The 13,069-nt window shown below is 72.9% G+C and carries 11 protein-coding genes and 1 tRNA gene; 8 read left to right on the forward strand and 4 right to left on the reverse strand.

Annotated features, from left to right (window positions below):
* The first annotated feature begins 196 nt into the window (after positions 1-196).
* The 7 genes from ACFWXC_RS13040 (at position 197) to ACFWXC_RS13070 (ending at position 6,575) form a co-directional block, all read left to right on the forward strand.
* The gene (locus ACFWXC_RS13040; RefSeq protein ID WP_384477572.1) at positions 197-1,150 is read left to right on the forward strand and encodes a phosphatase PAP2 family protein; all 954 of its coding nucleotides are present in this window, start codon (positions 197-199) and stop codon (positions 1,148-1,150) included.
* Positions 1,047-2,228, forward strand: a complete 1,182-nt coding sequence (locus tag ACFWXC_RS13045; protein ID WP_384477574.1) for a hypothetical protein — start codon at positions 1,047-1,049, stop codon at positions 2,226-2,228. The genes ACFWXC_RS13040 and ACFWXC_RS13045 overlap by 104 nt, the downstream gene beginning before the upstream one ends.
* Positions 2,219-3,808 carry a hypothetical protein gene (locus tag ACFWXC_RS13050; RefSeq protein ID WP_384477577.1) on the forward strand — a complete coding sequence of 530 codons (1,590 nt, stop codon included), beginning with the start codon at positions 2,219-2,221 and terminating at the stop codon, positions 3,806-3,808. The genes ACFWXC_RS13045 and ACFWXC_RS13050 overlap by 10 nt, the downstream gene beginning before the upstream one ends.
* Positions 3,805-5,145, forward strand: a complete 1,341-nt coding sequence (locus tag ACFWXC_RS13055; RefSeq protein WP_384477580.1) for an AAA domain-containing protein — start codon at positions 3,805-3,807, stop codon at positions 5,143-5,145. Before ACFWXC_RS13050 ends, ACFWXC_RS13055 begins: the two co-directional genes overlap by 4 nt.
* A 263-nt stretch (positions 5,146-5,408) precedes the next feature.
* Positions 5,409-5,774 carry a hypothetical protein gene (locus tag ACFWXC_RS13060; RefSeq protein WP_384477583.1) on the forward strand — a complete coding sequence of 122 codons (366 nt, stop codon included), beginning with the start codon at positions 5,409-5,411 and terminating at the stop codon, positions 5,772-5,774.
* A 128-nt stretch (positions 5,775-5,902) separates the two neighbouring features.
* Positions 5,903-6,511, forward strand: a complete 609-nt coding sequence (locus ACFWXC_RS13065; protein ID WP_384477585.1) for a bifunctional DNA primase/polymerase — start codon at positions 5,903-5,905, stop codon at positions 6,509-6,511.
* Positions 6,502-6,575 (forward strand) — tRNA-Lys (locus tag ACFWXC_RS13070). The genes ACFWXC_RS13065 and ACFWXC_RS13070 overlap by 10 nt, the downstream gene beginning before the upstream one ends.
* A gap of 70 nt (positions 6,576-6,645) precedes the next feature.
* On the opposite strand, the gene ACFWXC_RS13075 is transcribed toward ACFWXC_RS13070, so the two are convergent.
* A complete protein-coding gene (locus tag ACFWXC_RS13075) occupies positions 6,646-7,860 on the reverse strand; it encodes a M6 family metalloprotease domain-containing protein (protein ID WP_384477902.1) in 1,215 nt (404 codons plus the stop codon).
* A gap of 350 nt (positions 7,861-8,210) precedes the next feature.
* Between ACFWXC_RS13075 and ACFWXC_RS13080 the strand changes: the two genes are divergently transcribed.
* Positions 8,211-10,145 carry a putative bifunctional diguanylate cyclase/phosphodiesterase gene (locus tag ACFWXC_RS13080; protein ID WP_384477588.1) on the forward strand — a complete coding sequence of 645 codons (1,935 nt, stop codon included), beginning with the start codon at positions 8,211-8,213 and terminating at the stop codon, positions 10,143-10,145.
* Here the strand turns inward: ACFWXC_RS13080 and ACFWXC_RS13085 are convergent.
* From ACFWXC_RS13085 to ACFWXC_RS13095, 3 genes are all read right to left on the reverse strand, one after another.
* Positions 10,115-11,212, reverse strand: a complete 1,098-nt coding sequence (locus ACFWXC_RS13085) for an LLM class flavin-dependent oxidoreductase (RefSeq protein ID WP_384477591.1) — start codon at positions 11,210-11,212, stop codon at positions 10,115-10,117. The genes ACFWXC_RS13080 and ACFWXC_RS13085 overlap by 31 nt on opposite strands.
* 238 nt (positions 11,213-11,450) lie before the next feature.
* On the reverse strand, positions 11,451-12,182 hold the full coding sequence (locus tag ACFWXC_RS13090) for an aspartate/glutamate racemase family protein (RefSeq protein ID WP_384477593.1): 732 nt from the start codon (positions 12,180-12,182) through the stop codon (positions 11,451-11,453).
* A complete protein-coding gene (locus ACFWXC_RS13095; RefSeq protein WP_384477596.1) occupies positions 12,179-12,976 on the reverse strand; it encodes an aspartate/glutamate racemase family protein in 798 nt (265 codons plus the stop codon). Before ACFWXC_RS13095 ends, ACFWXC_RS13090 begins: the two co-directional genes overlap by 4 nt.
* Positions 12,977-13,069 lie beyond the last annotated feature (93 nt).

Raw genomic sequence — 13,069 nt, forward strand, 5'->3', positions numbered from 1 at the left:
CGGGAGAAATTCGGAAGCGGGACACCTCCATCATCACCCACCCTGGGAACGCGCCGGGAACGGGCAACCCGGCGGGCGGTCTCCGCGTCTTTGAGGGCTGAGCGCCCTGCATGGGCGGGATTGCGCGCAACGTAAAGTGTCACGGTCGGCCAGCCGGGTGCCGCGCAGACAGGGACGAGAAGGGGGAGGCAGTCGGATGCCGCAGACCGAGAAAACGGGCACCGAGGTGGCTGCGCCAACCCGACTGCGCTGGTGGACCGAGCTGCCGCTGATCCTGCTGGTGTACGGCTTCTACACGGCCGGCCGCCTGCTCGCGCGCGGGGACACCTCGACCGCCGTCGACCACGGCCTGACGGTCCTGCGCATCGAGAAGGCCCTGCACCTCAACGCCGAGCACCCGCTCAACCGCCTGTTCACCCGCGAGGCGTGGCTCGGCGTACCGGCCGACTTCTGGTACGCCTCGCTGCACTACCTGGTCACCCCGGTGATCCTGGTGTTCCTGTTCCGCAAGCGCGCCGAGGTCTACCGGCGGGCCCGCACCTGGCTGATGACGTCCACGTTCATAGGACTGATCGGCTTCACCCTGCTGCCCACCTGCCCGCCCCGGCTACTGGACGCGAAGTACGGCTTCGTCGACACGATGGCGCAGTACAGCTCGTACGGCTGGTGGGCCGGCGACGCCAGCGCCCCGCGCGGTCTGGGCGGCATGACCAACCAGTACGCGGCGATGCCGAGCCTGCACTGCGGCTGGGCGCTGTGGTGCGGGGTCATGCTGTGGCGCCACGGCGGCAACCGCCTGACCAAGGTGCTCGGGGTGGCCTACCCGCTGCTGACCGCGCTCGTGGTCATGGGTACCGCCAACCACTACTTCCTGGACGCGGTCGCGGGCGCGTTCGTGATGGGCGTCGGCTACCTGCTCACGCCGTATGTGACGCGGGCCGCGAACTTCGTCCGGATCCGGGTGACCCGGGGCACCTCACTGGTCGCAGCACGCTCCGGCGGCGCAGTTTCCCCGATTGTCAGTGGCGGATGCCAGACTTCGGCGGGTGAGCGCATTCCATCGCAGCGCGAGTCCCGGCTCGCCTCCGGAGCCGAACCGGACGCCGCCCCCACCGACGCGGGGGACGGCGCTCCGGCACCAGCTCGCTGAGCTGCGCGGCCCCGACGTCCCCGCCAAGGCCCTCGACGCGCGCGCCCTCGCGGCACTCGCCGCGAACCCGGGGTGCCGGCGGCGCGCGATCCTGGACGGCGCCGGGGTGGACAAGACCGCGCTGGCGAGCGCCCTCGGCGCACCGTCGGCCTTCGGCCAGTCGCAGTTCGCGCTGACCCGGGGCAACGCCTTCGAGGCGAAGGTGAAGGCGGACGGCGGGGCGGAGTTGCTGCGGCTGGTGCGCAAGCACCTCGATCCGGGCGCCGAGCCGGCCGAGCGGGCCGCCGTGCCCGACCTGTCCGCGATCGGCCCCGAGGGACGTACGGCCCGTACGGCACTGGCGCTGCGCGAGGCGGGCGAGGCGGGCGGCTGGGTTCTCCTCGACCATCCGATGCTGGCCCTCCAGGTGGCCGGTTCCCCGGCGTTCCTGGAGCCGGACGCGGTGGTCGTGCACCCCGACGGCAGCTGGACGGTCGTGGAGATCAAGTCCTTCCCGATGCTGGACGGTTCGGCGGACCCCGCGAAGGTGGGGGCGGCGGCCCGGCAGGCGGCGGTGTACGTGCTGGCCCTCGAGGAGGTCGCGGCCCGGCTCGACCCCGCCCCGCGGGTGCGGCACGACGTGCTGCTGGTCTGCCCCAAGGACTTCTCCAACCTGCCCACCGCCGCCGCCGTCGACGTCCGCAAGCAGCGCGCGGTCACCGCCCGCCAGCTGGCCCGGCTCACCCGCATCCAGGACATCGCCGACACCCTGCCGGAGGGCACCTGCTTCGCCCCCGGCCTGCCCGCCGAGCAGCTGACGGCGGCCGTCGAGGCGGTCCCGGCGGCCTACGCGCCCGAGTGCCTGTCCGCCTGCGAACTGGCCTTCCACTGCCGGCAGCGCTCCCGCGCGGCCGACGAGGTCACCACGCTCGGCCGCGCGGTCCGGGCCGAGCTGGGCGGGCTGACCACCGTCGAGGACGTCCTGTCGGCGGCGCGCGGTGACAGCGGCGACCCGGACGACCCGGCGGTGGCGGCCCTGCGCCGTGCGGCGGCCCTGCGCGCCGAAGCGCTGAGCGCCCAGGGGGCCATGTGTCCCTGATCACCACCCTGGCCCGGCTCGAAGCCGTGAGCACGGGCACCGCCCAGCCCGCCGCGACCGTCCGCCACCGGCACCTGTCCGGGCACCCCCTCGTCTTCGTGCCGCTCACCACCTCGGGTGAGGCGGGTGCGCCCCTCGGTGCCCTGGTCGGCACCGACCGGGACGCCCCGCGCCTGCTGGCCGTACCGCAGCCGCGCGACCGTGACCTGCGGTTCGCGTTCCTCGCCGAGCTCGCCGACGTCGTCCTGCCGTACCTGGACTCCTACGCCGACTCGGTCGAGGCCGCCGAGCGCACCGAGACCGACCCGGAGACCGGCAAGCGGGTCAAGGTCGAGGTGGAACTGTGCGCGGACGCACCCCAGTTGATCGTCCCGGGCCGCGCGGGCATCGAGTACGTACGGCTGCTGGGGCGGTCGATGCGTTTTAGGCGTACGGCGGAGCAGGACCCGGAGGCGCCCTATCCGGCCCCGCCCCGGGTGCCGTTGCTCGGCCGCTGGCTCACCCACTTCGGCGAGCGCGCCCGCGTCCCCGGCTCCTCCCTCCTCCTCGCCGTGACGGACCTGCTCTCCCGGCACTGGGCGACCGGGCAGTCCGGTGTCGACGACCAGCACCTGGGCGCGCTGCTCGCCTGGATCAGCCCTCCGGACGGCAGCACGGGCGCGGCGGCGGCGCGCGTGGCCGAACTGACCCGGGACGGCGAGGGGCAGTTGCTGTGCCCGCCGGCCGGCCCGGCCACCGACCCGGCGTTCGACAACAAGCTGCTGGCCCCCGCCTTCGAGCGGTACGACCGCGCCCGCACCGCCCTGGCCGGCGCCGAGGACGGCCTCCAGGCCGACGCCCGGCTGGCGATCCTCACCGCCGCCGAGCAGGAGATCCGCGACCTCGTCGCGAGCCGGACCCGGCCCACCTGGGACGCGGTCTGGCGCGGGCTCGACCTGCTGCACCGGCTGCCGGAGGGCGCCCGGGTCGAGGAGCGGTGGACGCGCGACCGCTGGTCGTTCACCGGCCACCGGGACCGGGTGCTCGCCGGTGAGCCGCCGCAGCCGCGCCGGGACGACGCGGTCACCGCCGCCAACAAGCTGGCCACCCGCGAGCGGGAACAGGCCCGGCTCGACGCCCAGGAGGCGCTCGACGACCCGCTGGTGATGGCGGGGCGGCGGCTGACGGGGGAGGCGTTCGCGGGTGAGGTCCTCGATGTCGTCATGGCGTACAGCGAGGGCAAGCGGCCCAGCCCGCGCCCGCTGGTGACCCTGCGCACGGAGGACCGGCCGCATCTCGGGGAGCGCGCGAAGGCGTACCGCTCGCTGGGCGGCAAGCCGCAGTCCGTGGAGTTCGTCGGGCACGAGGCCGAGGGGGTCCTGGTGCTCCGGGTCATGGACAAGATGGGCCGGGGCAAGGAGCCGGAGGTGGGGTCGGTCCCGGAGAAGGGCGACCGGCTCACCTTCACCCTGTTCGAACACGAGCAGCGCGGCGGGGCGAAGCTGCCCGACCCGGAGGCGACCCCGTGGACCCACGGCGGCCCGCCGGGCGAGGCCGCGTCGGAGGCGGCCGACACGGTGACCGAGGAGGACGTGCTGTGACGGCCGACGTCGATTTCGACCCGGGTGCGGCCGCCACCCGCGCCACCGACGCGATCCTCCACGACACCCTGCACGGCACCGCCCGGGGTGTGGTCGTGGACTCCCCGCCGGGCGCCGGCAAGTCCACGCTGGTGGTCCGCGCGGCCCTCGAACTCGCCGCCGCGGGCCGCCCGCTGATGGTGGTCGCGCAGACGAACGCGCAGGTCGACGACCTGGTCCTCCGGCTCGCCGAGCAGAACCCGGAGCTGCCCGTCGGCCGGTTGCACAGCAGTGACGCCGACCCGTACGACAAGGCGCTGGACGACCTGCCGAACGTCCGCAAGTCGGCGAAGGCGGCCGATCTCAAAGAGGCGCCGGTGGTGCTGTCCACCGCCGCGAAGTGGGCGCATGTCACGGTGGACGAGCCCTGGCGGCACGCGATCGTCGACGAGGCGTACCAGATGCGTTCGGACTCGCTGCTGGCCGTGGCCGGGCTGTTCGAACGGGCGCTGTTCGTGGGCGACCCCGGCCAGCTGGACCCGTTCGCGACCGTGGGCAGCGAGCAGTGGGCGGGCCTGTCGTACGACCCCTCGGCCTCGGCCGTCTCCACCCTCCTCGCCCACAACCCGGGGCTCCCGCAGCACCGCCTCCCGGTCTCCTGGCGCCTCCCCGCCTCCGCCGCCCCGCTCGTCTCGGGCGCGTTCTACCCGTACACCCCGTTCCGCAGCGGCACCGGCCACGGCGACCGGCGGCTGGCCTTCGCCGTCGCCTCCGACGGCTCCGGACCCGACCGGGTGATCGACGAGGCGGCCCAGTCCGGCTGGGGCCTGCTGGAACTGCCCGCCCGGCACACCCCGCGCACCGACCCGGAGGCGGTCCGGGCGGTGGCGACGGTGGTACGACGGCTCCTCGACCGGGGCGGTGCGGCCGTCTCCGAACGCTCGCCCGACCCGTCCCCCCTCACCGCCGACCGGATCGCCGTCGGCACGGCCCACCGGGACCAGGCGGCGGCGGTCCGCGCGGCCCTGGCGGAGCTGGGCGTGACGGACATCACCGTCGACACCGCGAATCGCCTCCAGGGCCGCGAGTACGACGTGACGGTCGTCCTCCACCCGCTCTCCGGCCGCCCCGACGCCACCGCCTTCCACCTGGAGACGGGCCGCCTGTGCGTCCTGGCCTCCCGGCACCGCCAGGCCTGCATCGTGATCTGCCGCGCCGGCGTGACCGACCTCCTGGACGACTACCCGTCGACAGAACCGGTCCAGCTGGGCACACTCGTCAAATTTCCCGACGGCTGGGAGGCGAACCACGCGGTACTGGCCCACCTGGCCGAACACCGGATCAGCTGGCGGCCCTGACGAACGCCCCGCTCACCGCCCGGTCCGCCGCACGGAGCCCGGCGCGCCGCCGCAGGCGGCCGATGGCCACAGCCCGGACGACTGGGGGGCGAGCCACGGGGTACTGGCCCACCTGGCCGAACACCGGGTCGGCCGGTGGCCCCGACGGAGGTGCCGGTGAGCGCAGAGTCATCCGGCGGCCTTGGGGTGGGCTTGCGCGGGCGCGAGAGAATGGACGGTGGCCATCGAACCGTAGGCACCGAACCGTACGAGGAGGACCAGACATGGCGGAGCCCACGCCGCGTCGGAACGAACCGCGGCTACGCCCCGCGCACCTGCTCTTCGAGCCGGTCGCAGCGGTCGCCGACCCGGAGCACTTCTTCGGCCTGGAGTCGATCGACGACCCCGGGGCGCTGCTGGCGCGCGCGACCGAGCTGACCCAGGCGTTCCGGGTGGCCACCGACCGCGCGGTGGAGTTCCAGGCCATGGCCGCCGCCCAGCTCGCCGACCCGCGCCGCTTCGACCGTCTGACCCCGGCCGACATCGCCGCGCGGGCCGAGTGGACCGAGGACTACGCGAAGAAGATGGTCGAGTTCGGCCGGGACCTGCTGAAGGGCAGCGAGGACGCGGAGCCGGCGGAGCCCCTCTAGCGGTCCCCGCGGAGCCGGGCACCGCACGCGGCATATGCCAGGCGGGCAAGATACCCCTTCCGCTGCCTCCCGTCCCGGTTTTCCGCAACTCACGGCGAGCACCGACTCACGATGGGTATCAATTCCCTATGAGCCGCACACCGCACGAGACGCCCCTCCACGGCCCCGGCGACCGTTCCGACGCCGCCGGGGTCACCGCCGACGGAGCCGCCTGGCTCGCCTCGGCAGGAACGTATCCGCGGAGCACGCTCGCCCTGTGGGAGCAGCGGCCGGACGCCCCGGTCGTCCTGCCCTGTGGCTCGGTGTTCGACGTGGTGAACGCCCCGGCGGTGTTCGGCCGCCGCATGCTGGACCGGTTGTGGGACGAGGGGCCGGGCTCCGGGCCGGTCGCGGCGTTCCGGGGCCGGATGCTCCTGTTCGCCGCCCCCGGCACCGCCGCCCGGCTGCCGTCGCTGCTGGGCTGGGAGGAGTGGGGCGGCCGCGGCCAGGCCGTACCGCCACTGCTGTGCCACGGCACCGGCGACGCGGTGACCGTCCCCGCACTGAACGGCGACCGCTCCCCCGCCCCGGCCGGCGCCCGCTGGCTGGTCGGCCCGGACACCCGGCACCCCTGGCTCCCCGGACCGGAAATCCTGCTCTGGGCGGCGGTGCGGGCGGCCCGCTCGGCCGTGCGGATATCGATTTTTCCTCCCGCCGATCAGGATGCTAAGGTCTACGACGTCAGCAGGCGCCGCTAGCTCAGTTGGTTAGAGCAGCTGACTCTTAATCAGCGGGTCCGGGGTTCGAGTCCCTGGCGGCGCACGCGAAGTAGGCGAAAGGCCAAGCTCCTGCGAGCTTGGCCTTTCGTGTTTCCGGCCCCTTGGCCCGTGTGTCAGTCCAGCTCCCCCGGCGTGATCTTCACGTTCCACGCGCCGGACGCCGTCCGCCCCTCCACCTCGACCCGTACGCCGTCCCTCGGGACGGTGAAGCTCTCACCGAGGGCGACCGGGGCGTCGGCCAGCGGCGGGTAGACGGAGTTCTCCCAGCAGGCCTCACTGTGCGGATGGGCGTCGACCACCTCGATCGGGCCGCCGCCGGAGGCCGTCTGGTCGCGGACCCGGTAGACGAGGATGCCCTGCCGGCAGGCCGCGCTGTCGTTCCCGGACGCGCCCCGCGCCTCGAAGGCCAGCACGCTGTCGGGCCCGGTGCGCACCACCGCCAGCTTGGTGCCGCCGCCGAGCCCGAAGGCCGGCGCGCCCGCGGCGCCCTCCTCCGGCACCCCCGGCCCGGCCGACAGCGGCTCCAGGGTCAGCCGGGCCGGCCGGGTCCCCCGTACGCACACCACCTGGCGCGGATCCAGCCATCCGAGCTTCCACTTGTGCCAGGCGAAGAGGTCCGGGGACAGCCCGAACTGGCTGCCCATCAGATCCCAGTCGCCGACGAAGGTGTCCCAGTCGCCCTTGCCGTCCACCGGACGGTGGTAGAGGTCGGGGAGGTCGAAGACATGCCCGGTCTCATGGGCGAGAACCAGCCGGTCCGGCGGATGCCTCTCGAAGACGGTGACGACCCGGCGGAGGTCCGTTCCGTCGACGTGCACCGGGACGTCCAGGTTGACCACCTTGGTGGCGTCGGAGTCGACGCCCGGCGCGTCCGGGTCGGCCACCAGGTACACGACGTCGTAGCGCGAGAAGTCGACCTCGGGATCGGCCGCCGCGAACGCGTCCCGCAGGTAGGCGGCCCGCAGCACCAGGTTCCAGTCGCGCTTCATGCCGTAGGCGACCGAGGGCCGGGGCATTCTCAGCCAGTGCGTCAGCGGGTGCGGCCGGATGGTGAACTTCCCGTAGGAGGCCTGCTCGAAGTAGCGGCTGGTGGCCGGGAAGTGGTCGGCGGCCAGCTCCGCGGGGGTGGTGCGCGGGGGCGCGTCCGGGAAGGAGAGGAACACCATGACGGCCGAGAGCGGGTGGGTGGGGCGGGTGTAGGCGGCGTTCCAGGTGTCGACGCCCTCGGAGTGGTGCGCGTCGGTGCGGTGCAGGGCACAGGGAGCCGTGGAGAACGGCTCGGCGGCCGACGGTCCGGTCAGGATCGTCGTTGCGACGAGCGCCGACATCGTGGTGAACACGGCGGCGGTGCTGCGCAGCAGGAGACGCGGCACGGAAGGACCTCCGGGGCGGTTCGCGGGACACCGCCACCCAGCCTGTGTGAGTTTGTTGCCATATGACCTGTTTACCTGCACCAGAAGGGTGAGGCACCCGAACGGCCGACACCCCGGCAAACTCACGGAACGTCACAAGTGGCCAGGCGGCTCAAGAACCCGTCCAGGTGCGGGCAGAAACGATCTGTCAGAACCGGTGCTTCATCGTGGACACTGGACAGTGGCTGGAAGGCCCTCGGGCCAGCCTCTATGATCGGCACACTTTCCTGCACGGACAGAGATCGAGTGCACTGCGGGAGCGAGCGGTGAGCGGAACGTCCGAAGGGCCGACGCCCGCGGCAGACCTCGACCGGTCCGCCGTCACAGAGAGTGACAACATCTGTCGGAAGTCGTACAACGAGACGGCCGACCCGAAGACAGGCGAGACAGCAGACACCACACAGACGACACCGGCGCCACGGCCGACGCAGTCGACACAGCCGACAGGCGCGACGCCGGATCCGAAGACATACGAGCACGCCTTCACGGCCGCCGCGCTGCCCATGGCCGTCGTCGACCGCGAAGGCCTGGTCGGTACCGCCAACGCGGCGTTCGGCGCCCTGATCGGCGCCGACCCGGCCGGCCTGACCGGGCGGATCGCCGCGGATCTGGTGGACCTGGCCTCGGACGCCCGTACCTGGCACGCCTATCGCGAGGTACTGCGCGGCCGGCAGGCCAAGTTGCGCTGCACCCGCCGGCTCAAGCACCCCGACGGGCACTCGCTGTGGGTCCAGGTCACCGTCTCCCCGCTGGCGAAGGACACCCCGGGCGTGCTGCTGTCGGTCTCCGACATCAGTGCGCGCCGCGAACTCCAGGCCCGGCTGCGGCACTTGCAGATGCATGACCCGGTGACCCGGCTGCCCAACCGGACGTTGTTCTTCGAGCGCCTCTCGGCCGCGCTGGAGGCGGAGTCGTACGAGCAGGGCGGTACCGGCCGAATCGGCCTGTGCTACCTGGACCTTGACGGTTTCAAGGCGGTCAACGACACCCTCGGCCACCGGGTGGGCGACCGGCTGCTGGCCGCCGTCGCCGAACGGCTGACCCGGGTCGCCGACGAGGCCGGCTTCGCGCGGGCCGGGGCGCCGCTGGTGGCCCGGCTCGGCGGCGACGAGTTCGCCCTGCTGGTCGAGGACTCGACGGGCACGGAGCAGCTGGCCGATCTGGCCGAGTCGGCGCTGGCGGCTCTCCAGGCGCCGTTCGACCTGGCCGGCCAGCGGCTCTCCCTGTCGGCCTCGATCGGGGTGGTGGAGCGCCATGCGGCGGGTACGACGGCCACCGGTCTGATGCAGGCCGCCGACACGACCCTCTACTGGGCGAAGGCCGACGGCAAGTCCCGCTGGACGCTCTTCGACCCGGAGCGCAACGCCCACCTGGTCACCCGCCAGGCGCTCTCCTCCACCCTCCGCCCGGCCATCGAACGCGGCGAGTTCGTGCTCGAGTACCAGCCGCTGGTGGGCATGGAGGACGGGCGGCTCAGCGGGGTCGAAGCTCTGGTCCGATGGAATCATCCGCAGTTCGGCACACTAGCGCCGAATCGGTTCATCGGATTGGCGGAGGAGGACGGCTCGATCGTCCCGCTCGGCCGCTGGGCCCTGACCACCGCCTGCCGGCAGGCCCGCCGGTGGCAGCTGGACCACCCCGGCGAGCCGCCGATCTTCGTGAGCGTGAACGTGGCCGTGCGCCAGGTCTGGGACTCCGACCTGGTCGCGGACGTGGCGCAGACCCTGGCGGAGACCGGCCTGGCGCCGCATCTGCTCCAGCTGGAGCTGACGGAGTCGGCGGTGATGGGCTCGGCGGGCCGCCCGCTGCAGGCCCTTCAGGCCCTCAGCGACATGGGCGTCCGCATCGCCATCGACGACTTCGGCACCGGCTACTCCAACCTCGCCTACCTCAGCCGGCTGCCGGTCTCGGTCCTCAAGCTGGACGGTTCCTTCGTCCGGGGCTTCCAGTACGACGACCCGGGCGACCGTCCGAACCCCGCCGACGAGGTCGTCGTGGAGGCGATGATCCAGCTGGCCCACCGGCTCGGCCTCACCGTCACCGCCGAATGCGTCGAGACCTCGGCGCAGGCCTCACGGCTGCGGCACATCGGCTGCGACACCGGCCAGGGGTGGCTGTACTCCCGGCCGGTGACGCCGGATCGTATCTCCGAGCTGCTGGGCACCCGGACCTACGCGGACACCCCGGTCGGCAAACCGTAGGCGTCGGCGATCAGTTCGTAGGAGCGCAGGCGCAGCTCGCCGCGGTGGGCGTGCGTGGTGAGCATCAGCTCGTCGGCGCCGGTGCGCTTCTGGAGGTCGTCGAGACCGGCGCGCACCTCGTCGGCGGTGCCGTGCACGATGTTGGCGGTCCAGGAGTGCACGAACTCCTCCTCCATCGGGGAGAACTCGTGGTTCTCCACCTCGTCGGGGTCGGGGAACAGACCGGGCCGCCCGGTGCGCAGCCGCAGCATGTTCACCGCGCCGGCCCGCACCTGGCGCCGGGCCTCGCGCTCCTCGTCCACGGCGAGCGCGGAGACGCCGATGAGGGCGTAGGGCGCGTCGAGGACGGCGGACGGGGTGAAGGACTCGCGGTAGAGGTCCAGGGCCGGGATGGTGTTCTGCGCGGAGAAGTGGTGCGCGAAGGCGAACGGCAGCCCGAGCATGCCGGCGAGCCGGGCGCTGAAGCCGGAGGAGCCGAGCAGCCAGACGACCGGCCGGTGCGGGGACTGCACACCGCCGGGGCTGGTGCTCTGGATGGGGCCGGGGATGGCGTGGATCCGGCGGTACGGATGCCCGTCCGGGAAGTCGTCGTCCAGGAACCGGGTGAGCTCGGCGAGCTGCTGGGGGAAGTCGTCGGCGCCCTCGTTGAGGGTCGGAGTGCGGCGGAGGGCGGCCGCGGTGGCCCCGTCCGTGCCCGGCGCCCGGCCGAGGCCCAGGTCGACCCGCCCCGGGGCCATCGCCTCCAGCGTGCCGAACTGCTCCGCGATGACGAGCGGCGCGTGGTTGGGCAGCATGACACCGCCCGAACCCAGCCGGATGCGCTCCGTGTGGGCGGCGAGGTGGGCGAGGATCACGGCGGGCGATGAGGAGGCCACACCCGGCATGGAGTGGTGCTCGGCGACCCAGAACCGCTGGAAACCGCGGGCCTCGGAGAGCTTCGCGAGCTCCACGCTGGTGCGCAGGGCGTCGCCGGCCGTACTGCCGGTGCCGACGGTCACCAGGTCCAGTACGGAGAGGGGGACGGGGGCGGTCCCGTGCGTGATGCCCCGGATCTCGTCTGCCGACACGCTGAGAGCCTCCTGTTTGCGACCGTGAGCTGTACTAGTGAGCGGTAACAGGAGGAGGGCTCCGGTTATTCCTGACGCCGGTGAAGCCGAGGGCACGGGGGTATCGCTTACCGGCGCCGGCAGGGTGCCGCTGAGATTTTTCGGCTTCTTCGGTTCCTTCGTACCGACCGAGTCGGGTGGTGGGTGGGCGGAGGTTTTCGGGGGGCCAGGGGGCGGAGTCCCCTGGTGCGGGGGTTTGTCAGGCCTGGATGATCGGTTGGCGGGTGAACAGGGTGCCCAGCGCCGGCTCGTTCACCCGGCGGTCGGCCAGCCGCAGGCCCTCCCACACGGTCACCTGGTTCGCCGTGAGCACCGGCTTGGACAGCGCCTTCTCCAGAAGTGGAAGATGCGCCGCCGTGTGCAGCGCCGTGTCCGGGAGGAGCACCGCCTCCGCGCCGGAGGCGTCCGCGGTCCGCGCCAGCGTGAGCACCTCCTCCTCCCCCCACGTCCCCACCTCCGCCGCCGTGACGATCCCCGACGGACGGACCCCGGTGACCTCCAGGCCCCCGGCCCGCAGGAAGTCCGCGAAGAGCTGCGCCACGTCGTCCGGGTAGGTCGCGCCGACCGCCACCCGCCGTACCCCGATCTCCCGCGCCGCGTGCACGAACGCGAAGGACGTGGACGACGCCGGCAGCCCGGCAGCCCGGGCGAGGTCACGGATCTGCTGGTGGGCGCCCTGCCAGCCGTACACGAAGCTGCCGCTGGTGCACGCCCACACCACCGCGTCCGCGCCCGCGAGCCGTAGTTCGTCCACCCCGGCCGCCAGCCGCCGGGCCGATCCCATCTCCCGCAGCGCGTCCACCCGGTGCGCGTCCTCGCCGATGTCGGTGTGGACGACGTCCACCCGGATGTCGCTGCCGAGGAGCTGTTCGATGCGCGGATAGTCGTCCTCCGCGGAGTGCCCCGGATAGAGGATTCCGAGCGCTGTCATGTCCACCCTTCCTGCTGTTCTTCCGGCAGTACGGGCCACTCCCGCGGCGCCGATCCGTCCGGATGACCGATCAGCGTCTGATAGGGCCCAACGGCTCGGGTACCCAGCCTGCGCAGCGCCGCCCACATCGTGACCTGGTTGGCCGACAGGACGGGGACACGCAGTTCGGCCTCCAGCTGGGGGATGACGTCGTAGGTGGGCAGGTTGGTGCAGGAGATGAACAGGGCGTCGGCGGCCCCGGGCCGTACCGCCTGCCGGGCCATGGCGACCACGTCCCGGTACGGCACCTGCCAGATGTGCCGGGTCAGCCCCATGAACGCGACTCCGGCGACCTGGACGCCCGCCTCCGCGACGTACTCCTCCAGCACCCGCGTCACCGAGACCGTGTACGGCGTGACCAGCGCGAGCCGCCGTACGCCCAGCTCGGCCAGCGCGTCGAGCAGCGCACCGGAGGTGGTGAGCGCGGGCAGCGCGCCGGACCGGGTCATCGCCTCGCACATCGCGCGCTCCCCGGCGATGCCGCCGACGAAGCTGCCGGAGGTGCAGGCGTAGGCGACCACCTCGGGTGCGACGGCGGTCAGCGCGCGCACCGCCTCGCCGAGCGTCTCGTGCTCGCTGACCAGCCGGGCCAGGTCGAGGCTGACCTCGACCGGCACGAACGGCGTCCTGGTCAGGTGCAGGGACACGTCGTCGGGCACCCAGCGCCACAGTTCGCGGTCCAGGGCGAAATCGAAGGGCGCCACGACGCCGACACCGCGCTGGGGACGAGGTCCGCCCAGAAAGGAGACGTCCATGGGAAGTCACCGGCCTCACGCTGGAAGTCGAGGGCAACGGTCGATGGTCACGCCCGTGTTGACGAAGGTAGGTTCGGGTGCGAGCGTGGTCAA

Origin of the sequence: Streptomyces sp. NPDC058683, assembly GCF_042716195.1 — a bacterium.
GTDB lineage: Bacteria > Actinomycetota > Actinomycetes > Streptomycetales > Streptomycetaceae > Streptomyces.

Coding starts and splice junctions, on each gene's coding strand:
- ACFWXC_RS13095 (WP_384477596.1), bottom strand. CDS start 12,976: ATGGACGTCTCCTTTCTGGGCGGACCTCGTCCCCAGCGCGGTGTCGGC.
- ACFWXC_RS13090 (WP_384477593.1), bottom strand. CDS start 12,182: ATGACAGCGCTCGGAATCCTCTATCCGGGGCACTCCGCGGAGGACGAC.
- ACFWXC_RS13065 (WP_384477585.1), top strand. CDS start 5,903: ATGAGCCGCACACCGCACGAGACGCCCCTCCACGGCCCCGGCGACCGT.
- ACFWXC_RS13060 (WP_384477583.1), top strand. CDS start 5,409: ATGGCGGAGCCCACGCCGCGTCGGAACGAACCGCGGCTACGCCCCGCG.
- ACFWXC_RS13040 (WP_384477572.1), top strand. CDS start 197: ATGCCGCAGACCGAGAAAACGGGCACCGAGGTGGCTGCGCCAACCCGA.
- ACFWXC_RS13075 (WP_384477902.1), bottom strand. CDS start 7,860: ATGTCGGCGCTCGTCGCAACGACGATCCTGACCGGACCGTCGGCCGCC.